Genomic DNA, 19,862 nt, shown 5'->3' on the forward strand with positions numbered 1-19,862 from the left:
TGTCAAGATTCCATCAGACCTGCAGGTCGGGGTCACATCCAGCGCTCATCGGCGGTGAAACAGACCGTGAACCAGCGGTGGTGCGGATCGATGTCCAGCGCCTCACCGATCTGTATTCGGATGTCATCCAGCGCCGCCACGCCCTGCTGCGCGGCAAAGGCCGGTGTGGTCATGATGTGGATCTCGATAAAGTGGCCGCGTCCGGTGCGTGCCACATGACTGTAGTAGTGCCTGAGCCCCTCGCGCTGCATGACCTCCGCCATGACCTCATGCACCTGCCGGTCCAGCCCGCGCGGGGCGATCAAAAGAATCTCCTTCATGGCCCGAACCACGATGGCAATGGGCACCGGCAAAAGGCACAGGGTCAGCACCGCCAGCAGCACCACATCCACATAGGGCGTATAGACGGCCCAGGTCGTTCGCTCAATGATCAGCGACAGCGCAAAGGCGACGATCAGCGCCAGGGTGATCAGCCCCGCCATCAGCCAGCTCTGGGCATCGATACGGATAAAGACCGAGTCGATCCGGGCGTTGACGCGTCGCTCCATGCGATACATGCCCAGACAGATCGCGGCCACCAGCAGTGCATAGCCCAGTGCCGGACCAAAGGCCAGCGCATGGCCGCCCTTGAGGATGCCCTGAACCGCGTTGAGAAAGGCATAAAGACACAGCAGCGTCAGAATGGCGCCGTTGAGGGCCGCCACCAGCGGCTCAAGATGCCAGAAGCCGTGCTGAAACCGGTCGCTGGCCTCACGAACGGCAAGGCGCGCTACCAGAAGCGACAGCGCCGACATCACCGAGTCGATGGCCGAGAACATGCCGTCAAACAGAATGGATTCCGAGCCCGACAGCAGGCCAAAGACAATACCCAGCAGCGACACGCACAGTGTCGCCACGATCGAGCGTATCAGGGTCTGCTGCTCCAGCCGGGCCTCCATGAGCCTTCTCCGAAATCATCTTTGTCGCCGGGATCGAGCCTTACGATGGCTTTGGCGTACACTATAGCTGCCGACAACCCGGGATGGAGGTGGACATGTCGCTGAGCGACTACTTTGCAGATTTCATTGCCACTGTCGAGCCGACCGCCTGGCCGGACAGCAGCACCCTGCCGAACGTGTCCGTCATTGAACACGCCCAGGGGGCGCTGGCGCTCATGCCGGACACCCCGGCGCCCGATGCCGAAGCCGAAGCCGAAGCCGAAGCCACCATCATCTCGGCCGGCATTCACGGCAACGAGACCGCCCCGATCGAGCTGCTGGGCGAACTGCTGGCAGCGCTCGATGCCGGTCAGCTGCGCGTCGGCGCCCCGGTGTTACTGATTCTGGGCAACCGCCGGGCCATCGCCGCCGGCCGGCGCTATATTGATACCAACCTCAATCGGCTCTTCCAGCGCGACACGCTCACGCGCGATGACAGCCGCTTCGAGTGTCAGCGCGCCTGCGAGCTGATGCAGGCCGTCGACCGCTTCATGGCCGACGTCTCCGGGCCGGTGCTGCATCTGGACATGCACACCGCCATTCGTGACAGCCGCTACCCGCGCTTTGCCGTCGAGCCCTTCAGCGACACCGCAACGCCCGAGTTTCTCTGGCAGCGGCTGGCTGACGCCGGCATGCAGGCCGGACTCTCCCAGCACCGCCACAGCTGGACCTTTTCACACTACACGCGCCACTATCATGGCGCGCAGGGCTTTACGCTGGAGCTGGGGCGCGTGGCGCCCTTTGGCGGCAACGATCTCGAACCGCTGGCGCCAATGCTGGATCTGCTGCGCGCGCGAATTGCCGGCGTCACCCCCACCGCATCAAGAGGTGCACCGCTTGTCCGCTTTGAGGTGGTCGATGAAATCATGCGCGAAAGCGAGGACTTTCGCCTGTGTTTTGCTGATGACATCGCCAACTTTACCGAATTTGCTCCGGGCAGTCCGCTGGTACGTGATGGCGCCTGCGGAGAAAGGTGCGTGACACAGGCCCCGGTTCACGTGGTGTTTCCCAACGCTCACGTCGAGCGCGGCGCGCGCGCCTTGCTGCTGGCCCGGCCCGTAGCGCAGCGGCCGGTCAGGCCCTGATGATCCCATCAGACGGGCGCACGCCGACCGGGCCTGTTAACATGCGCCGCCAAACACCTCGGGCCAGCCCATCAATGGCGGCCTGTCGCATGATTTCACACCATAAATGACAATATTTCAGGAGAGTGCCTTGGCCGACGCCTCCATTCCGCTGATCGTCAGCGATATTCACAAACGCTTTGGCGACAACGAAGTGCTCAAGGGCATTTCGCTGGAAGCCAGAAAAGGCGATGTCATTACCCTGATCGGCGCCTCGGGTTCCGGCAAGAGCACCTTTTTGCGCTGCATGAACCTGCTCGAGCGTCCCGACAGCGGCGACATCACCGTGCACGGCGAACCGATCCGCTTTCGCCGGACCCGCCATGGACGCGAACCCGCCGATCGCAGCCAGCTCGAGCGCATTCGCACGCGGCTGTCGATGGTCTTTCAGAACTTCAACCTGTGGGCCCACATGACGCTGATTGCCAACGTCATCGAAGCGCCCGTCCACGTGCGCGGTATCCCGAAGGCCCACGCGATGGAACAGGGCATGGCGCTGCTGGAACGCGTCGGACTGGCCGAGCGAGCCCACTACTACCCGGCCCAGCTTTCAGGCGGCCAGCAGCAGCGCGGCGCCATCGCCCGGGCACTGGCGATGGAACCCGAGGTCATGCTCTTTGACGAGCCGACCTCGGCGCTCGACCCGGAGCTGGTCGGCGATGTGCTCAGAGTCATGCGTGAGCTGGCCGATGAGGGCCGCACCATGATCGTGGTGACCCACGAGATGGACTTCGCCCGTGACGTGTCCAATCAGGTGGTCTATCTGCATCAGGGTATGGTCGAGGAGCAGGGGCACCCGTCTGACATACTGACCAACCCACGCTCGCCGCGCCTGCAACAATTTCTCGCCCCGCGCGGGCGCTAACCCTGGGAGACTGCCATGATCGATTTTCAGGGCTATGGCCCCCGTCTTCTGGAGGGCGCCCTGCTGACCCTGGAGCTGGCCGTCCTGTCGCTGCTGGTCTCCGTCGTGCTGGGACTTGCTACCGCCAGCGCCCGACTCTCGAGACATGCTGTTCTACGGCTTCCAGCTGTGCTCTACACCGTCATCATCCGTGGCGTGCCCGACCTGGTGCTGATGATGATGCTGTTTTACGGCGCCCAGATCGGCATCAATCAGATCACTGACATGATCTATGACCGCTGGGGGCTGGATATCTTTATCAACGTCGACCCCTTCGTGGCCGGCGTGATTACCATCGGGCTGATCTTTGGTGCCTACATGGCCGAAACCTTTCGCGGCGCCTTTCTGGCCGTCGATCAGGGCCAGGTCGAGGCCGCCGAATCCTTTGGCATGAGCAGCTGGCTGCTGTTCCGACGCATCCGCTTTCCGCTGATGATGCGCCACGCCCTGCCAGGGCTGGGCAACAACTGGATGGTGCTTTTGAAAACCACCGCGCTGGTCTCAATCATCGGGCTGTCCGACATGGTCCGCGTGGCGGCCGAGGCCACCCGAGCCACCCACCAGACCTTTTTGTTCATGATCCCGGTCGCGCTGGGCTATCTGGTCATCACGTCGCTGTCGGAAATCGTCATGCAGTGGCTTCGAAAGCGCTATAACGCCGGATTCGAGGAGACGCCGTAATGCAGGAACTGCTGCAGTCCCTCGCCCCCTGGCTGAGTGACAACGCCATCTTTACCCCTTCAACGTTGGCCCAGTACTGGGGCGGCTTCGTCAACACCGTCCAGCTGGTTTTCATTTCGCTGGTGATCGGACTGTTTCTGGCCGTGCCGCTGGCGATCGGCCGTGCCAGCCCGAGCCGGCTGCTCAGCAAGAGCATCTGGGTCTATACGTGGATTTTTCGCGGCACGCCGCTGCTGATCCAGCTCTATATTGCCTATTACGGGCTGGCCTTTATTCCCGGCATTCAGGAGAGCGTGGTCTGGCCGCTGATCAGGGACCCGCTCTACCCGGCCCTGCTGGCATTCACGCTCAACACCGCGGCCTATACCACCGAGATCTTTTACGGGGCGATCAAGGCCACGCCCCGCGGCGAGCTCGAGGCCGCACGCGCCTACGGCATGTCGCCACTGCTGGCCTATCGCCGCATCATTCTGCCCAGCGCCCTGCGCCGCGCTCTGCCGGCCTACGGTAACGAGGTCATCTTCATGCTGCACGCCAGCGCGATTGCAAGCGTTGTGACCATTGCCGATCTGACCGGCGTGGCCTACAACATCTATTCGCGCTATTACGCACCCTTTTCGGCGTTCATCTTCGTGGCACTGTGCTATATGGTGCTGAGCTTTGCCATTCAGGGCGTTTTCAGGCTGCTGGAAAAGCGCATGCTGGCCCATTTAAAGCCGCGCTGAGCGCCTATTCTGTCATCATGACCATCTCTTACACGCTGTTACAGCGCTTGCATCCAATGGGGTGATCATGGTGATAATCCAGCGTTGACCCGGTGCACCGGGCAGTCCCATAAAAGAGAGACAATGATGAAAAGACTACTGACGGTTTCACTGCTGGGGGCAGCCATCGCTGCCGGTTCGGCACAGGCGCGTGATTACGACACGGTACGCATCGGCGTGGATATCCCCTACGTGCCCATGGAGTATCGTACGCCCTCCGGCGAGCTGGCAGGCTTTGATATCGAACTGGGCAACGCCCTGTGCAAGCAGGCCGAAATTCAGTGCAACTGGGTCGAACAGGGCTGGGACGGTATCATTCCGGGGCTCATGTCACGCAAGTTCGACGCCATCATGTCCTCGATGACCATCAACGACGAGCGCCGTCAGCAGGTGCTGTTCTCTGACCCGTACCTGGTGCCGCCATCTGCCTGGTTTGCGCCCACCGACACCAGCATGAAAGGTGTTGAATCCGATGACCTGAAAGGCAGGAACATCGGCGTTCAGCGCGGTACGGTGCAGGACAACTACGTGACCGACAAATTTGGCGATGTCGCCAACATCCAGCGCTATGCCAGCGCGGATGATGTGGCCGTCGACATGGAAACCGGGCGTCTGGACATTGCCTTCCTTGACTACCCCACTGGTCAGGCCGCGCTGCTCAAGGACGGCGAGTACAAGACACTGGGCAAGATGATGACCGAGCCGAAAAAGTACTTTGGTGATGGCTTTGGTATCGCCTTCCGCCAGCGCGACAAGGCGCTTGCCGACAAATTCAACCAGGCACTGGCGACGCTGAAGTCCAACGGCACCTACGATGAGATTCACGACAAATACTTCAATGAGGATGGCACCAGCGCCCCGCAGGCCAGCGACGACTGAGCCACGAGCCAGCACCCCTCGCAATAAGCTGCATGAAAAAAGCCCCGTCCATGACGGGGCTTTTTACTGTCCAGCGATCAGATACGAAAGGGATCAGGCCGGTACGCCGTTAAGCTCGAGGCCTCTGGCACCCGGTTCTGCCGGCTCGTCCACCGCGAAGATGCCGCCCGACAGGCGACGCACCCGTTTGATGAACAGCGCCAGCGCCGCGGCAGTGCCCAGTGCGGCCACCACATAGGCCACGGTCAGCGGCAGACCAAAGCCGATCGGCGCCCAGGCAATGTAGGTAAAGGTGGCCATGGTCATGAATAGCGCCGGCAGCAGCGTCATCCAGTAAGCCTTTTTGGCCAGGATCAGATACATGGTAGCGACCCAGAGCGCGATGACGGCAGTGGTCTGGTTGGCCCAGGAGAAGTAACGCCACAACAGCGTAAAGTCCATGTGGGTTAGACCGTAGGAGATCACGAACAGGGGCGCTGCCACCATGATGCGTTTTGCCATGGGCCGCTGACCGATGTGGAGATAGTCGGCAATGATCATGCGCGCACTGCGAAACGCAGTGTCGCCCGAGGTGATCGGCAGCACGATGACACCCAGCACCGCCAGCGTACCGCCCACGGCGCCCAGCAGATTGACCGAGACGCTCTGGACCACGGCCGCCGGGCCACCCTGCGCCAGCACCTGCGAGAGGCTGGTGTCACCGTGGAACAGGCTCATGGCCGCCGCTGCCCAGATCATGGCGATCACACCTTCGGTGATCATCATGCCGTAAAAGATCTTGCGCCCGTTGTTCTCGTTGCCGGTCGTGCGCGAAATGATCGGCGTCTGGGTGGCGTGAAAACCCGACAGCGCGCCGCAGGAAATGGTCAGAAACAGCAGCGGGAAGATCGGCGCGCCATCCGGATGCATGTTGGAGAAACTGAGCTCCGGAATCGGCGCGCCGCGAATGATCATCATGATGCCGATGCCGGCGGCGCTGAAGAGCAGCAGCGCGCCAAACCACGGATAGATACGGCCGATGATCTTGTCGATCGGCAGAAGTGTGGCCAGCAGATAGTAGGCAAAGATCGCCAGCGTAATGATGGTCAGCGATACCGGCAGCATGTTGGCCAGCAGGGTCGCCGGCGCCGTCACGAAGACGGTCGCCACCAGCAACAGCAACAGCAGCGCAAAGAAGTTGACCACGTGCTTCATGATCCGGCCCAGAAACTTGCCGGCCAGCTGCGGCAGGTGGGCGCCATGGTTACGAATCGAGATCATGCCGGTGAGGTAGTCATGTACGGCGCCGGCAAAGATGCAGCCCACCACGATCCAGATAAAGGCCACCGGACCGTAGAGCGCGCCGAGAACCGGCCCGAAAATGGGTCCGACACCGGCAATATTCAAAAGCTGGATCAGCGCGTTGCGCTTGGTCCCCATGGGGAGATAGTCGACATCGTCGCGCAGGGTGTGTGCCGGCGTGGGACGACGATGGTTGGATTCAAAGACGCGCTCAACGAATTTGCCGTAGGTGAAATACCCCACCACCAGCAGCACGATCCCTGCCAGAAAGGTCATCATTGCAATACTCTCCTTGACCCCTGCGCACGCCATATCCCGGATCGTGATGATCCGGTCTGCGCAGCCACGGTTATCTGTGAGGTTTTTGTAACCTGCAGAGCTTATTCACACGCCGGGACCGTCAACAGATGGACCTTGGTTTTATAGACCAAGGTCGTAATCATTCGAGGACACATGGACCGATGTCAGGAGAGGCTTCAATCGGCAGCGGTCAGCACGCGCCTGAGCCAGACGCCGCACTCGTCGATCGCCTGGTCAGCCTGCACGTGCTGGCCGAGCCGGCGAATAAAGGCGTGGATCATGCCGTAATAGTGGCTGTGACGCGTCAGCACGCCCTGCCCGGCCAGCAGCTCGGCATAACGCGCGCCCTCGTCGCGAACCGGATCAAACTCGGCGGTCACGACCAGCGCCGGGGGCAGCCCTTCCAGATTCTGATGCTCAAGCAGCGTGTTGAAGGGATGATGACGCGCCGCCTCATCCGGCAGGTATTGCGCGATATACCAGTCACGGGCCTCTCGTGTGAAGCCGTAGCCGCTGGCATTTTGCGTCAGCGAGGCCATGCCCTCCTGCTGAAAGTCCAGCATGGGATAGAGCAGGCACTGACCGCGCAGCGCCGGCCCGCCCTCGTCACGAAGGCGCATGGCGGTCAGCGCCGCCAGTTGAGCACCGGCGCTGTCACCGGCCAGCGCCAGCCGCTCGGCGTCGCCGCCAAGACCTGCGGCATGCGTAGCAATGTAGAGCACCGCGGCAAGCGCATCCTCTGGCGCAGCCGGAAAGGGGTGCTCCGGTGCCAGGCGGTAGTCCACTGCGACGATGATGGTTTTCGACGCCCGGCACAGGGCGCGGCAGATCACGTCATAGCTGGCCAGAGACCCGGTCACGAAACCGCCACCGTGGAAAAAGAGCGTCATCGGCCGTGAAGTGCTCGAACCGTGCACGATGGGATAATAGAGTCGTAGCCGCATGGTCCCGTTCGGGCCGGGAATATCGAGATTGCGGATTTCGGCCACGGGATACGCCAGTGGCGGGCGCTGAAGTTTCATGTTGGCCTGATCGGCAACAACGCGACGCTCGGCAGCGCTCATGGCGCTGACATCCGGTGCGTTATCGGCCGCGTCCTGCAGCCAGCGTCCAAACTGCGAATCCAATGGCATATCTTCCCTCCTCCGAGGTGGCGACAAGCCCTCAGCGTAACCCGAATGGAGCTGTGCGTCGCGATCACGCACAATGGATGGCCCGTTCACCACCGTCCCGGTCGTAAACACGGCCTCATTTCTGTCAATGGTTGCTCATGAACATACGCGCACCTGCCTCTGTCACCTCCGCCGTCATCGCTGCCCTGCTGCTGGCTGGCTGCGATCGCATACCCGAAATCGAGCTGGCCCAGGGGGAAGCGCAGGGCACCACCTATCACATCAAGTGGTGGAGCGAGGATGCTCCCGACCGTGGCGACATCGACGCCGACCTGACCCGGGTACTCCGGAAGATCGATCAGGACATTTCAACCTATCGGGATGACTCCTGGATTTCACGATTCAACGACAGCCGTACAACCGACTGGCAGGCGGCGCCGCCCGAGGTGATCCATCTGCTGCAGATCGCACGTATGGTGAATGAACGCTCGCAGGGCTGCTACGACCCAACGGTGGCACCGCTATTCGATCTTTGGGGCTTTCAAAACGAGAACTTCCAGGTACCCACTGATGCGGCCATCCGCGAGGCGATGACCCATGTCGGCCTCGAACATCTTGAGATCGATGCCGATGCCGGGAAAATTCGCAAGACGATCCCGGAGCTTTCCATCGATCTCTCCTCGATGGGCGAGGGGTACAGTGTCGATCAGATCGCCGCGATGCTGGAATCTCACGGCATTCACGATTACCTGGCCGAACTGGGCGGCGACATGCGCATCCGCGGTGCCAAGCCCGACGACGAGCCCTGGCGAGTCGGGATCGAAACCCCCACACCGGGTGAGCGTCGTACCGGCAATGTCGTCACCGTCAACGACCGTCAGGGGCTGTCGCTCAACACCTCCGGCACCTACCGTCGTTACTTCGATGACAGCGGCCATGCCTATGGACATATCATTGACCCGCGCAGCGGCACCCCCGTCACCCACGATCTGGTCTCGGCCACCGTCTTTGGCCATGAAGCCGCCGTCAGTGACGCCTGGGCCACTACCATGCTCTGCCTGGGGCGTGAACAGGGCACCGAAGTGGCCGACCGGGAGGGGCTACCGGTCTATCTCATCGAACGCCGCGGAGAGAAAGACTTCACCGATAGCCGTACGAAAGCACTCAGCGAGACGGATCGGTTAACGCTGAAATAGAATACGCCTGCGTCTATCCCGGGTAACGCAACGCAGCATCACGTTACCCGGCGATACCGGATCGCCATCGCACTGTCATGAGGCGCGCCAATACTCGAGCAGTGTTCTTCTGCCGCGCCGTCATTTGACGAAGCGTTCAGCCTGTTGCCGCCGGCACTCAACCCTGCCGCCATCATGGCCTCGCTGATGGGCGACATCGCCGCACTGCCCGGCGGGGCTCAGGCAATGGGAATATTGGGTGATCAGGCATCTATAGCCCTTTCAGGCTCACCGACAGCAGCGACTGGCCAATGCCGACCTGAACACCGCACTCTCTTGCCCATCCTGATGTGGCTCAATGGTCATGACGGGAGAGTTAGCCTCTCCCGTTATTGTCGGGACCACCTCATCCGGAGAACACATCTCATGCTGGAGACCATCACGATCGGCGGAATGACTCTCGAATTTTACGAAAGTCACGCAACAACGGAGGAGAAACTTGATCTTTTTCGCATGACGGTATTGCCCGGCGGACGCATGCCGGTCGCCCACTATCACGATCGCTGGGACGAGACCATACTGGGCCTGGAGGGCAGACTTACCCTGCACGTGGCAGGCGAAGATATCGATATTGGCCCCGATGACTCCCTGTTTATCCCTCGCGGGGCAGTACACAGCTTTCACAATGTCGGCGATGAACCGGCGCGCTGCTTGTGCATGCTCACCCCTGGTGCTCTGGGGCCGGACTACTTTCGTGAGCTGGCAGTGCTGATTGAAACGGGTGCCCCCGCCCCTGAAGATATGGAAGCGATCATGCGCCGCTATGGACTGATACCGGTGCCCGAAAACGACGTTTCGAATTGAATGAAGACGCCGTGACGAACGCTCTTACGAAGACGCCAGCCCCGCACCCTCGCGCATGAAATTGACGATCCATCGCGCCATGACATGGTCGTCGACCGGGGCATGATGCGAGGCCATGCCCTCACGGCGGCGACGGTCCGGCAGTTTCTCACTCTTGTCTGCCATCAGATCGGCGCTGCACGCCTTCGAGAATTCGGGATGCCCCTGAACGCTCATGAAACGAGGACCGTACTGCAACAGATAAAAGGGACAGAACGGGCTTTCGGCCAGAACCTCGGCGCCCTCCGGCAGGGTCAGCACCTGATCCTGATGGCTGACGATCAGATCCAGCCCTCCCTGCCAGGGCATCATCCAGGATTTGTGTCCTGTCACGGTATTGAACGACACCCCCACGCCCCAGCCGCGGTCGCTTTTACCAGCACGCCCGCCCAGCGCCTGCGCCATTGCCTGATGGCCAAAACAGATCCCCACCAGCGTTCGATTGTCGGCGTAGAGACGACGAATCAGCGTCAGCAGCGTCTCGATCCAGCCATGATCCTCATAGACGCCAGCCTTGCTGCCGGAAATCAACCAGGCATCCACCACATCGAGATCAGTGGGTAGCTCGCCATCATGGATGCGCCAGGTCACGAATTCGATGGCAGGGTCCACCGCCTGCAAAAGGCCCGCGTACAGGGCCGGATAATTGCCATGCACGCGGGCCACATGGGGGGCCAGATCATCACACTGCAGCAGACCGACTTTCATGCGCTCTTGCATCCTTTTCATATCATCAGGCTCTCTGATCGAACCCTTTTTATCCAATGCAGTTATTGAACATCATTTCAGCGTCGCCTCGGCGCTGGCAATGGCGTCGAACTCCTCTTCCGGAGCCTGCGCGACCAGCCGCTTGCGGCTATAGAAACCAAACCAGGCCAGCATGATGGCGTAGAAAAGCCCCGCCCAGAGTGCGGCCTGCAGGCTGACCACAAAGGTCGAGATAAAGGCGATGATGGAAAGTCCCAGCGCCAACCCGGAGGTCCAGCGTCCGCCGGGGGTTCGGTAGGGCCGCTCAAGCTCCGGCTCACGGGTACGCAGCAGCCAGTGCGACAGGGTCATCATGGCATATGAGATAGTGGCGCCGAACACGGCCATGGTGATCATGAGATCGCCCTGACCGGTCAGGGACAGCAAAAAGCCGATCACGCCAGGCACCACCAATGCCAGTATCGGCGCCCCACGGCGACTGGTAATCGACAGTATCCGGGGAATATAACCCGCTCTCGACAGGGCAAAGACCTGGCGGGAATAGCCGAAGATGATCGAGAAAAACGAGGCGATCAGTCCGAACAGGCCGATCAGGTTTACGAAACTCGCCGCCCAGTTGCCCAGTCCATATACGGCGTTGAGCGCATCCACCAGCGGTGCTGCCGAGGTGCTCATGGCAAGAGCACCGGCACCCCCCGGCGCCAGCAGCAGCATGCAAAAGGCAAAGACCAGCAACACGGCCATGGCCGCAATGATGCCGCGCGGCATGTCGCGACCGGGATGCCGAGACTCCTCGGCGGCCAGCGGAACGCCCTCGACCGCCAGAAAGAGCCACATGGCAAAGGGGATCGCCCCCCAGATGCCCAGATAGCCGTTGGGTAAAAAGGCAGAGGCACCTGCGGCATCACCGGGAGCGATATCGAAAAGACGCGTGCTGTCAAAGTGCGGCAGCATGCCGACAATGAACACGATGATCGCGATCACGGCCAGCGCCGTCACGCCCATCATGATCCGCAGCGCCTCACCCGCCCCCCACAGGTGCAGCCCCACAAAGACGATGTAAAAGGCGGCATAAACCAGCGGCCCGTCGAGCCCGATCAGGGAATTGACGTAGCCCCCGATGAAAATGGCGATTGCGGCGGGGGCAATGGCGTATTCAAGTAAAATGGCCGTGCCGGTGATATAGCCACCCCAGGGCCCCATGGCGCGACGGGCAAAGCTGTAGCCGCCGCCGGCGGTCGGCAGCGATGAGGAAAGTTCCGCCAGCGACAGCACCATGGCGGTATACATGATGGCCATCAGCACGGTGGCGATCAGCATGCCGCCAAAGCCGCCCACGCCGATGCCCAGATTCCAGCCAGCAAAGTCACCGGAGATCACGTACGAGACCCCAAGCGTTGCCAGCAGCACCCAGCCGGCGGCGCCCCTTTTAAGCTGGCGCTTTTGCAGGTAATCGTCTGCCACGGCGTCGTGACGAACGCCGCTGTCGTGCTTCGTATCCTGTGTCATGACGACACCTCGCGATTGTTGTTATTGGTCTGCTGTTATTGATCACACTGTGTGAGCCGCCCGCAGACGACTCTATTTCCGGATACGACTCAGGGTTGAACCGGACCTTCTGTCATCATGCCCTGCTCAGGCGAATCCGGCGAGAGGCAAGTCGCCTCATGGGCCTACGGTGCCTTGTAAGACGCCCAAGCGTCGTCGTGCAAGGCGCGAGTGCCACGGTCGAAAGCATGACGCCTGCCAGCATGACGATGATGCGATGAGACATGCCCCCTTGCCGGATCAGAGCGGTACGGAGTGTCAGTTGACAATGTCATGACGACGCGGCAGGTCAGGGCCGCGCTGCTGACAGGTATGCGCCGCCGCACGCATGGCAAACTCGATCATGTCACGACGCTGATCCTGCGTCAGCTGTCCGGGACCTTCGGGCGTGGCAAGCTTCTGCTCGTCGAGCCAGGCCAGCAGGGCCGCCATGAAGCTATCGCCGGCGCCGACGGCGTCTACTACCCGGATTTTTTCGGGCGTGAACGACTCGGTATCGTCCTTCGTGAACAGCGTCACGCCGTCGCCACCGCGGGTCATGATGACCATCGGGCAGCGCTCACCCAGCCAGCCGCGGATCACGTTCTCGGGCGCCTGCTCCGGATAGAGGGCCGCAAGGTCTTCATCGCTGATCTTGATCAGATGGGCATGGCCGGCGAAGGTATCGATGCGCTCGCGCCAGCGCGCCACGTCGGGCTCGACCTTGAGACGAATATTGGGGTCCAGCGAGATCAGGCAGCGGTCGCGCTCACGAGCCACCAGCGCCTCCAGCGTTTCACTGGTCGGTGACACGGCCAGCGCATAGGAGCCGACATGGATGGCATGCACGGTTTCGAGACTGGCCGGCAGGTGCGTCGTCTCCAGCATGCGATCGGCGCCGCTCTGGTTGTAGAACACGTAGCGAGGCGACCCACTGTCATCAAGGGTGACCATGGCAAGGGTGGTGACACTGCCGGGAATTTCGACCATGTAATCGGTATCGACCGACTCGCTGGAGAGCACCGCACGCAGCCGCTCGCCCAGCGCATCGCCGGCCAGTCCGGTAAAAAAGGCAGACTGACGCTCAAGGCGTGCCAGTCCAATGGCCACATTCATGGGCGAGCCGCCCGCCACGGCCGTGAACGACAGCGATGAAGCATTCGGGGCGACTTGCCCCTCGTCGGAAAAGAAGTCAAAAAGGGCTTCACCGCAGACCAGAAACATCGGGCTTCTCCACAACAGTTCGCAAAAGCGCCAAGCTTAACGCACCCGGGCCCTGACGTCGTGGTCCGGCAGACCATGGCGGCCTGCCGGGCCCGCCGGCTAGCGCTGACCGTTGTCGGCAACGCGGATCTGCAGTTTGACGTCCGAGGGCCGGCCCTCGGTCGCGCGATCAAAGGCTTCAACGCTCTGCTCGAAATCGAAGGTTTCGATAATCAGCGGTTTGAGATCGACCTTGCCCGACGCGATCAGCTCGATGGCGCGGTCATAGACGTTGGCGTATCGAAAGACCGTCTCGATGCGCACTTCCTTCGTCTGGGCAACGACCACATCCAGGCTGACCTTCTCGACCGGCATGCCGACCAGCACCAGAGCACCGCCCGGGCGGACACACGCCAGCGCATCGTCATACACCCGCGGGCTGCCGCTGGCCTCGAACACCACATCGGCACCCCAGCCTTCGCCGGCCAGCTCAGCCACACGCTCGGTCAGCGATTCACGGGCGACGTTGACGGGAATCAGCCCCTCGTAGCCTGCCGCGATCTCAAGCTTGTCATCGACCACATCGGAGATCACCACCCGGCTGGCGCCCGAGGCGAGCGCCGCCAGCGCCACCATCAGGCCGATCGGCCCGCAGCCGGTGACCACGCAGGTATCGCCCGGCTGCAGTTGGGCCTTGACCACGGCCTGCATGCCCACCGCAAACGGCTCGACCATCGCCCCTTCGGCAAAAGAGACGTTGTCCGGCAGCTTGAAGGTGAACGCCGCCGGGTGGATGACCTCGGGCGTCAGGCAGCCATGTACTGGCGGCGTCGCCCAGAAGCGTACCGCCGGATCGACGTTGTACATGCCAAGCTTCGAAGCACGCGAAGTCGCCTCGGGAATGCCCGGCTCCATGCAGACCCGATCCCCGGCAGCGAGCGTGGTCACATTGGCGCCAACCTCGGTGACGGTCCCCGAGCCCTCGTGGCCCAGCACCATCGGTTCCTCTACCACAAAGGGACCGATGCGTCCGTGGGTATAGAAGTGGACGTCGCTGCCGCAGATGCCGACGGTGTGCATACTGATGCGGACCTCGTCCGGGCCGACCTCGCCTGGCAGTTCGATCTCGCGCAGCGCCAGCTCGTTCTGACGCTCCAGTACCAGTGCCCTTGCCTTCATGTCGTGACTTCCCTGCCGCGTTGATGAGCTGCCCTTGTAATGGACTGTCCTGCAGTGTCAGTGCCAGCGGGCGCTAGCGCTTTACCACCATGGTCTTATGAACCGCAGGGCCTACTCTGCGGCGCCTTCCAGCTGGAAGGGATAGATCGACCCCAGCTTCAAAAGCCCCGTGAGTTCGTCCAGCGCCATAAGCGACTCATGCGCCAACTGCGGGTCGGCCAGATCCTCCAGTGCCAGACGATCGCGATAGTGGCGCTCGACCCATCGGGTGAGCACCTGGTACAGCTCGTCATCCAGCATGACCCGGCCGCTCATGGCCTGTCGTTCGGCCTCGTTGAGCACCACGCGCAGACGCAGGCAGGCCGGACCGCCGCCGTTGCGCATGCTCTGCTTGACGTCACGTACCACTACCTCGCTGATCGGGTTGTTACCGCCCAGCAGCAGGCTCTGGATCGTCATCCAGACCGATTCATCGCTTTCGCACTCTCCTGGCACGACCAGCGTCATGCTGCCGTCCTCGGCACTCAGAAGCTGGGAATTGAAGAGATAGCTTGCCACTGCAGCCTCGAGCGTGACGGCCTCCTCGGGCACCCGGATGGGAATCAACGGCTGGCCGTCGGCGCGCGCCGCCAGACGGTCACGCAGCGCCTCCAGCACCGCACGCTCATCAAAAAAGGCCCGCTCGTGATAAAGCAGTACCGGGCCGTTGCCGACGCAGATCACATCGTTGTGAAACACGCCCGCATCGATGGCCGCCGGGTGCTGCTGGGCAAAGACAGTCTGCTGATCGCTCAGGCCGTGCTGACGCGCCAGCGCCCGACAGGCTCTGAGCGTCTGACGCGGGCGATGACGCTGCGGGGCGGCCACGGTGTCCGGCGCCGGGTCACCATGCACGAACAGGTGCACGCCAGGTCCGCCGTGGTGAGCGCACAACCGGGTATGGTTGGCCGCACCCTCATCGGAAAACCAGGGCGTGGCGGGCAGTGCCGGGTGATGGGCAAAGTATCGCTCATCACGAAAAATTGCTTGAAGCGTTCGCGCGGTCTGCTCGGCCTCGATCGAGCGATGCAGCGCTGACTGCATGTTGGCAGGCGTCAGGTGGACGCGGGAATCCAGCGTATCGCGTGACGGTGTGATGGTGGCGGCGTTGGCGGTCCACATCGCTGCCGCTGAACAGGCCGCGTACAAGAGCTCCGGCGACTCGCTGCCCACCCGGGGCAGAACGTCCTCCGGGGCGCCGCGGTAGCCGAGACGATGCAACAACCTCATGTCGGGACGCTGCTGCGGCGGCAGCACCGCCTGGGCAAAGCCGGCATCGACGGATGCCTTCATTTTTTCGAGCCCCTGCAGCGCCGCTTCGCGCGGGTTGGAGATCAGTCCGGCATGACGCTGTGAGGCCAGGTTGCCACGGGCCAGCCCGCCGTAATTGTGCGTCGGCCCGACCAGGCCATCGAAATTGATCTCGAGCGTTTTATCCATGTCGCCTTTACCTCATGTAGCCTGCTCGCCGTCGAAACCGCCCAGCGTGATGCCCGGCGGCAACTGATCCGGTAGCACCAGAGTGTCGCTTTCCATGGAGGCCACCGGCCAGGCGCAGTAGTCCGCGGCATACCAGGCGCCGGGGCGATGGTTGCCACTGGCACCCACGCCGCCAAAGGGCGCATCGCTGGCGGCCCCGGTAGTCTGGCGGTTCCAGTTGACGATGCCGGCGCGGATGCGCAGCACAAAGTCTTCCCAGACCCCGGACGTACCGCCGATAAGACCGGCTGCCAGTCCAAAGCGGGTATTGTTCGCTTCGGTAATGGCGCTCTCCCAGTCATGATAACGGGTGACTTTCAGCAGCGGCCCGAAGTACTCCTCATCCGGTACCTCGATGCCGGTGACATCGATCAGCCCCGGCGAGACCAGGCTGGTGCCTTCCTTCACGAGCGCCATGCGCGACAGCACCCTCGCGCCCATCAATTCAAGCTGATGCTGGGCATCAAGCATTTTCTGCGCCGCCGCAGAGGACACCAGGCCGCTGTAGAAAGGCTCCTGCTCACCGTGGCCGTCGAGACCGTCAAACTGCGGCCCTACCACCAGCGTGGCAAGGCTGCGGCGCAGGGCCTCGATCAGGCGATCGCCAGGCTCGCCTTCCGGCACCAGCAGGCGCCGCGCACAGGTACAGCGCTGGCCACCCGACAGGTAGGCCGACTGAATGATGGTCAGCACCGTCGCCTCGAGCGCCTCCGGTACGTCGTGCACCAGCAGCGGGTTATTGCCCCCCAGCTCAAGCGCCAGCATCGTCTCCGGCCGACCGCCCATGCCCTCGTGCAGGTGCCGGCCGGTGCCCTCGCTGCCGGTAAAGAGCAGTCCATCAATACCGGCGTGACCGGCCAGTGCCTGACCGGTTTCGATGCCCCCCTGAACCAGATTGATCACGCCGTCGGGCAGCCCGGCTTCCTGCCAGCAGGTGAGCACCAGATCGGCCGTGGCCGGCGTCAGCTCGCTGGGCTTGAACACCACTGTATTGCCGGCCAGCAGTGCCGGCACGATATGGCCGTTGGGGAGATGCCCGGGAAAGTTGTAGGGGCCAAAGACCGCCATTACACCGTGCGGGCGGTGGCGCACCACGGCGCGCACGCCGGCGTTGTCCCGCACGCGCGTGGGCGTGCGCTCATGCCAGGCCGCAATGGAGATGGCGATCTTGCCGATCATGGCCTGCACTTCGGTGCCGGCCTCCCAGCGTGGCTTGCCGGTTTCCCGGGCGATGGTATCGGCCAGCGTGCTGCGGTGATGCTCCAGACGCTCGCGAAAGGCTTCCAGCAGCGCAATGCGCGCCTCAAGCGGCTGTCGCGCCCAGTCGGGGAAAGCCCGACGCGCCGCCTTGATGGCGTGATCCACCTGTTCGGCAGTGGCGCCATGCCCCTGCCAGAGTCGCTCGCCGCTGACCGGGTCATGCTTGTCGAACACTTCGCCTTCCCCCGGCGCCCATTGCCCGCCCACCAGAAGCTGCTGCGTGATCTCGATACTCATCTCATCCTCCGTGAACATGGCGTGCTCAGGTCGCCAGCAGCCTGAGCGTGTCCCCTTCTGCAACGTTCAGCCGCTGCGCCTCCTCCGGCGTCAGGGCGATCACATCCTTCTGCGGCCCGCGCCCGACCCAGCCGGCGCGAAAGTCGACGGCTGCGCCGGTCGTGGCCGCCAGCCAGCCAGGTCGCTCGTCACATTCGAGTCCGGCGTGAACGACCACCCGGGCCGTGTGACTGTCGCGGATCGAGCGCACATCATCAATGTAGGCCTCCACGGTCGGGCCGCCGTCAAAGATGTCGATGTAGCCCTCGAATCGCAGTCCGTCGCGGTTGAGCATCGCCAGCGCCGGCCGCGTCTGGGTGTGCACCTGACCGATGCATGCCCGCGCCGCCGCCGGCAGAAAGGAGGTACAGATCGGATGGCGCGGCATCATCTCGCCAATAAAGCCCTTCTCGCCCATGCCGGTCAGATGATCGGCGCGCTGAAACTCGATGGGCAGAAACTTCTGGCCCAGCGCCTCCCAGAACGGGCTTTTGCCCTCGTCATCAAAGTGACCGCGCATTTCGGCCAGCACCCGGTCCGGAAAGCGCTCGCGAAAACCGGCCATGAACAGCCAGCGCGCTCGCGACAGCAGGGTGCCGTTGCGCATCGGACGCGGCGCCTCACCGCGCCAGCGCTGCCGCAGGTAGAGCGAGCACACCTCGGCAGAGCCGGTGTGATCCGAGCATAGAAAGAGCGTATCCAGCGTTCGATGCAGCTCCAGATGGTTCGACGAATGCGCCAGCTGACCGATGCGATAGTGATAAAACGGTGCCTCGAGCCCGACACGCGCCTCGATCGCGCAGCAGCCGGCCAGCCGCTCGGCGCTGTCGGCCGGCTGGCTGTCATCCTCGAGCACGAAAAAATAGAGCGCCGCATCAAGCGCCTCTTGTGAGGCGTCGTGCGAGCGCTCGAAGCTCTCGCGGGCATGGGCAATCTTGTCGATCAGAAAGTCACGGTTGTCCGGCAGGGAGGTAAAGCCGGGACCGGTCTCGACGGCAATCGCCTGCAGGGCATCGATATCGCCGGCCTCGATGGGACGAATCAGCATGACAGCCTCTCCCTGTTGCCCGCCTGCCCCATGGGAAGCGCCAGCACGGGCTCATCTGCCGCCACCGCGAGCGCCCTAGCACTTGCGGCATCCAGCACGCACTGCCCGCGCTCGTTGATGGTTTTCGCCACCACCCGCGCCCTGAAATCACCCGTACGCTGACTGGCGATCAAAAGCGCTTCGGTACAGACGCCGTCCTCGGCCGTCTCGCCGATCTGAACGGTCAGCCACTGACCGGGTGGCAGATGGTTACGCGAGGCTTTCAGCAGCGGCCCGCCATCGAGCAGATCGACATGGCGCGACAGCATAAAGCCCTGCCGCTGCCACACCTCGAACGCATTGGAGTGGTTGTCCCCGACGCGGCCGATGGCCTGACGCACCTGATCGTCCAGCAGCGGCAGATAGAGCGGAAACGGCGGCATGACCTCACCGATGAAGCTTCTCGACCCCAGGCTGGCGGCCCGGTGGATATCGTCGAAATCCCGCGAGAAGAAATGCCGGCCCACGCCATCCCAGAACGGCGTACGCCCGGCGTCTCGATAGCCGGACAGTGCCACGAACACCGTCGGGGCAAAGCGCTCGGGAAACCGGGCGATCAGCGCCAGTCTTGCCGCCCGCAGGAGCGCCCGGGCGTGGTCGGCGTGGGCATGATCGGTGGTGGCCAGCGCACACAGCAGCGAGGCGTTCGACATCTCGTGCGAGATGGACAGAATGTCCACTTCGCGACGCACATCGAGCTGCTGCGAGGCGTGGATCAGCGTCTCGCGGCGATAGGTGTAATAGGCCTCGCGGGCACCTGCCAGCGCCTTGACCGTGGCCGTAGCGATCACCTCGCCCGCGTCGGTCTCGGCGACCAGCACATACTGCTCGTCGCCGGGACGCTCAATGGCGTCGGCCAGCGCCTTCCGGCTCGAGGCCAGACGCGCTGACAGACGCTCACGGTCGGCCGGCAGATTGGTCAGCGCCGGTCGAGCCGCCTTCGCCATGGCCAGAATGGCCTCCACGTCATCGGGTGTGGCGCTGCGTGCAATCAATGACATGAC

19 protein-coding genes are annotated in these 19,862 nt (G+C 62.7%); 7 read left to right on the forward strand and 12 right to left on the reverse strand.

Annotation, left to right across the window (positions count from 1 at the left end):
* Positions 1-32 precede the first annotated feature (32 nt).
* Complete coding sequence (locus tag BM079_RS11160) at positions 33-938, reverse strand: cation diffusion facilitator family transporter (RefSeq protein WP_090133990.1); 906 nt, start codon at positions 936-938, stop codon at positions 33-35.
* A 95-nt stretch (positions 939-1,033) separates the two neighbouring features.
* Between BM079_RS11160 and BM079_RS11165 the strand changes: the two genes are divergently transcribed.
* The 5 genes from BM079_RS11165 (at position 1,034) to BM079_RS11185 (ending at position 5,329) form a co-directional block, all read left to right on the forward strand.
* A complete protein-coding gene (locus tag BM079_RS11165; RefSeq protein WP_090133991.1) occupies positions 1,034-2,062 on the forward strand; it encodes a succinylglutamate desuccinylase in 1,029 nt (342 codons plus the stop codon).
* A 130-nt stretch (positions 2,063-2,192) separates the two neighbouring features.
* A complete protein-coding gene (locus tag BM079_RS11170) occupies positions 2,193-2,966 on the forward strand; it encodes an ABC transporter ATP-binding protein (RefSeq protein WP_090133993.1) in 774 nt (257 codons plus the stop codon).
* A gap of 15 nt (positions 2,967-2,981) precedes the next feature.
* Positions 2,982-3,686 carry an ABC transporter permease gene (locus BM079_RS11175; protein ID WP_090133996.1) on the forward strand — a complete coding sequence of 235 codons (705 nt, stop codon included), beginning with the start codon at positions 2,982-2,984 and terminating at the stop codon, positions 3,684-3,686.
* The gene (locus BM079_RS11180) at positions 3,686-4,411 is read left to right on the forward strand and encodes an ABC transporter permease (protein ID WP_090133998.1); all 726 of its coding nucleotides are present in this window, start codon (positions 3,686-3,688) and stop codon (positions 4,409-4,411) included. Before BM079_RS11175 ends, BM079_RS11180 begins: the two co-directional genes overlap by 1 nt.
* Positions 4,412-4,537: 126 nt before the next feature.
* On the forward strand, positions 4,538-5,329 hold the full coding sequence (locus BM079_RS11185; RefSeq protein ID WP_090134268.1) for a transporter substrate-binding domain-containing protein: 792 nt from the start codon (positions 4,538-4,540) through the stop codon (positions 5,327-5,329).
* A gap of 93 nt (positions 5,330-5,422) precedes the next feature.
* On the opposite strand, the gene BM079_RS11190 is transcribed toward BM079_RS11185, so the two are convergent.
* Together BM079_RS11190 and BM079_RS11195 are read right to left on the reverse strand one after the other, a co-directional pair.
* Entirely contained in the window at positions 5,423-6,889 is a 1,467-nt protein-coding gene (locus BM079_RS11190; RefSeq protein WP_090134001.1) for a carbon starvation CstA family protein, read from the reverse strand.
* A gap of 197 nt (positions 6,890-7,086) precedes the next feature.
* Entirely contained in the window at positions 7,087-8,043 is a 957-nt protein-coding gene (locus BM079_RS11195) for an alpha/beta hydrolase (RefSeq protein WP_090134004.1), read from the reverse strand.
* 137 nt (positions 8,044-8,180) lie between these two features.
* On the opposite strand from BM079_RS11195, the gene BM079_RS11200 reads away from it, so the two are divergent.
* On the forward strand, positions 8,181-9,218 hold the full coding sequence (locus BM079_RS11200; protein WP_090134006.1) for an FAD:protein FMN transferase: 1,038 nt from the start codon (positions 8,181-8,183) through the stop codon (positions 9,216-9,218).
* Between the two features lie 38 nt (positions 9,219-9,256).
* On the opposite strand, the gene BM079_RS16735 is transcribed toward BM079_RS11200, so the two are convergent.
* Positions 9,257-9,415, reverse strand: coding sequence for a hypothetical protein (locus tag BM079_RS16735; protein ID WP_175489673.1), 159 nt, complete (start codon positions 9,413-9,415; stop codon positions 9,257-9,259).
* 208 nt (positions 9,416-9,623) lie between these two features.
* On the opposite strand from BM079_RS16735, the gene BM079_RS11205 reads away from it, so the two are divergent.
* Positions 9,624-10,061, forward strand: a complete 438-nt coding sequence (locus BM079_RS11205; RefSeq protein WP_090134008.1) for a cupin domain-containing protein — start codon at positions 9,624-9,626, stop codon at positions 10,059-10,061.
* Positions 10,062-10,085: 24 nt separating this feature from the next.
* Here BM079_RS11205 and BM079_RS11210 read toward each other — a convergent pair whose 3' ends face one another.
* The 8 genes from BM079_RS11210 to BM079_RS11245 form a co-directional block, all read right to left on the reverse strand.
* Positions 10,086-10,808, reverse strand: coding sequence for a type 1 glutamine amidotransferase (locus BM079_RS11210; protein WP_090134011.1), 723 nt, complete (start codon positions 10,806-10,808; stop codon positions 10,086-10,088).
* Between the two features lie 72 nt (positions 10,809-10,880).
* Entirely contained in the window at positions 10,881-12,317 is a 1,437-nt protein-coding gene (gene eat, locus BM079_RS11215; protein WP_090134014.1) for an ethanolamine permease, read from the reverse strand.
* 297 nt (positions 12,318-12,614) lie between these two features.
* Positions 12,615-13,559, reverse strand: coding sequence for a carbohydrate kinase family protein (locus BM079_RS11220; RefSeq protein WP_090134016.1), 945 nt, complete (start codon positions 13,557-13,559; stop codon positions 12,615-12,617).
* A gap of 99 nt (positions 13,560-13,658) precedes the next feature.
* Positions 13,659-14,717 carry an NAD(P)-dependent alcohol dehydrogenase gene (locus BM079_RS11225; RefSeq protein WP_090134018.1) on the reverse strand — a complete coding sequence of 353 codons (1,059 nt, stop codon included), beginning with the start codon at positions 14,715-14,717 and terminating at the stop codon, positions 13,659-13,661.
* A gap of 111 nt (positions 14,718-14,828) precedes the next feature.
* Entirely contained in the window at positions 14,829-16,196 is a 1,368-nt protein-coding gene (gene astB / locus BM079_RS11230) for an N-succinylarginine dihydrolase (RefSeq protein WP_090134021.1), read from the reverse strand.
* 12 nt (positions 16,197-16,208) lie between these two features.
* A complete protein-coding gene (astD, locus tag BM079_RS11235; RefSeq protein WP_380059425.1) occupies positions 16,209-17,726 on the reverse strand; it encodes a succinylglutamate-semialdehyde dehydrogenase in 1,518 nt (505 codons plus the stop codon).
* Between the two features lie 31 nt (positions 17,727-17,757).
* The gene (astA, locus tag BM079_RS11240) at positions 17,758-18,819 is read right to left on the reverse strand and encodes an arginine N-succinyltransferase (RefSeq protein WP_090134024.1); all 1,062 of its coding nucleotides are present in this window, start codon (positions 18,817-18,819) and stop codon (positions 17,758-17,760) included.
* Complete coding sequence (locus tag BM079_RS11245) at positions 18,813-19,859, reverse strand: arginine N-succinyltransferase (protein WP_175489674.1); 1,047 nt, start codon at positions 19,857-19,859, stop codon at positions 18,813-18,815. The genes astA and BM079_RS11245 overlap by 7 nt, the downstream gene beginning before the upstream one ends.
* Between the last annotated feature and the right edge of the window lie 3 nt (positions 19,860-19,862).

Source organism: Kushneria avicenniae (assembly GCF_900112585.1).
In the GTDB taxonomy this organism is placed as follows: domain Bacteria; phylum Pseudomonadota; class Gammaproteobacteria; order Pseudomonadales; family Halomonadaceae; genus Kushneria; species Kushneria avicenniae.

Coding starts and splice junctions, on each gene's coding strand:
- BM079_RS11160 (WP_090133990.1), bottom strand. CDS start 938: ATGGAGGCCCGGCTGGAGCAGCAGACCCTGATACGCTCGATCGTGGCG.
- BM079_RS11165 (WP_090133991.1), top strand. CDS start 1,034: ATGTCGCTGAGCGACTACTTTGCAGATTTCATTGCCACTGTCGAGCCG.
- BM079_RS11175 (WP_090133996.1), top strand. CDS start 2,982: ATGATCGATTTTCAGGGCTATGGCCCCCGTCTTCTGGAGGGCGCCCTG.
- BM079_RS11180 (WP_090133998.1), top strand. CDS start 3,686: ATGCAGGAACTGCTGCAGTCCCTCGCCCCCTGGCTGAGTGACAACGCC.
- BM079_RS11185 (WP_090134268.1), top strand. CDS start 4,538: ATGAAAAGACTACTGACGGTTTCACTGCTGGGGGCAGCCATCGCTGCC.
- BM079_RS11190 (WP_090134001.1), bottom strand. CDS start 6,889: ATGATGACCTTTCTGGCAGGGATCGTGCTGCTGGTGGTGGGGTATTTC.
- BM079_RS11195 (WP_090134004.1), bottom strand. CDS start 8,043: ATGCCATTGGATTCGCAGTTTGGACGCTGGCTGCAGGACGCGGCCGAT.
- BM079_RS11200 (WP_090134006.1), top strand. CDS start 8,181: ATGAACATACGCGCACCTGCCTCTGTCACCTCCGCCGTCATCGCTGCC.
- BM079_RS16735 (WP_175489673.1), bottom strand. CDS start 9,415: ATGTCGCCCATCAGCGAGGCCATGATGGCGGCAGGGTTGAGTGCCGGC.
- BM079_RS11205 (WP_090134008.1), top strand. CDS start 9,624: ATGCTGGAGACCATCACGATCGGCGGAATGACTCTCGAATTTTACGAA.
- BM079_RS11210 (WP_090134011.1), bottom strand. CDS start 10,808: ATGAAAGTCGGTCTGCTGCAGTGTGATGATCTGGCCCCCCATGTGGCC.
- eat (WP_090134014.1), bottom strand. CDS start 12,317: ATGACACAGGATACGAAGCACGACAGCGGCGTTCGTCACGACGCCGTG.
- BM079_RS11220 (WP_090134016.1), bottom strand. CDS start 13,559: ATGTTTCTGGTCTGCGGTGAAGCCCTTTTTGACTTCTTTTCCGACGAG.
- BM079_RS11225 (WP_090134018.1), bottom strand. CDS start 14,717: ATGAAGGCAAGGGCACTGGTACTGGAGCGTCAGAACGAGCTGGCGCTG.
- astB (WP_090134021.1), bottom strand. CDS start 16,196: ATGGATAAAACGCTCGAGATCAATTTCGATGGCCTGGTCGGGCCGACG.
- astA (WP_090134024.1), bottom strand. CDS start 18,819: ATGCTGATTCGTCCCATCGAGGCCGGCGATATCGATGCCCTGCAGGCG.
- BM079_RS11245 (WP_175489674.1), bottom strand. CDS start 19,859: ATGTCATTGATTGCACGCAGCGCCACACCCGATGACGTGGAGGCCATT.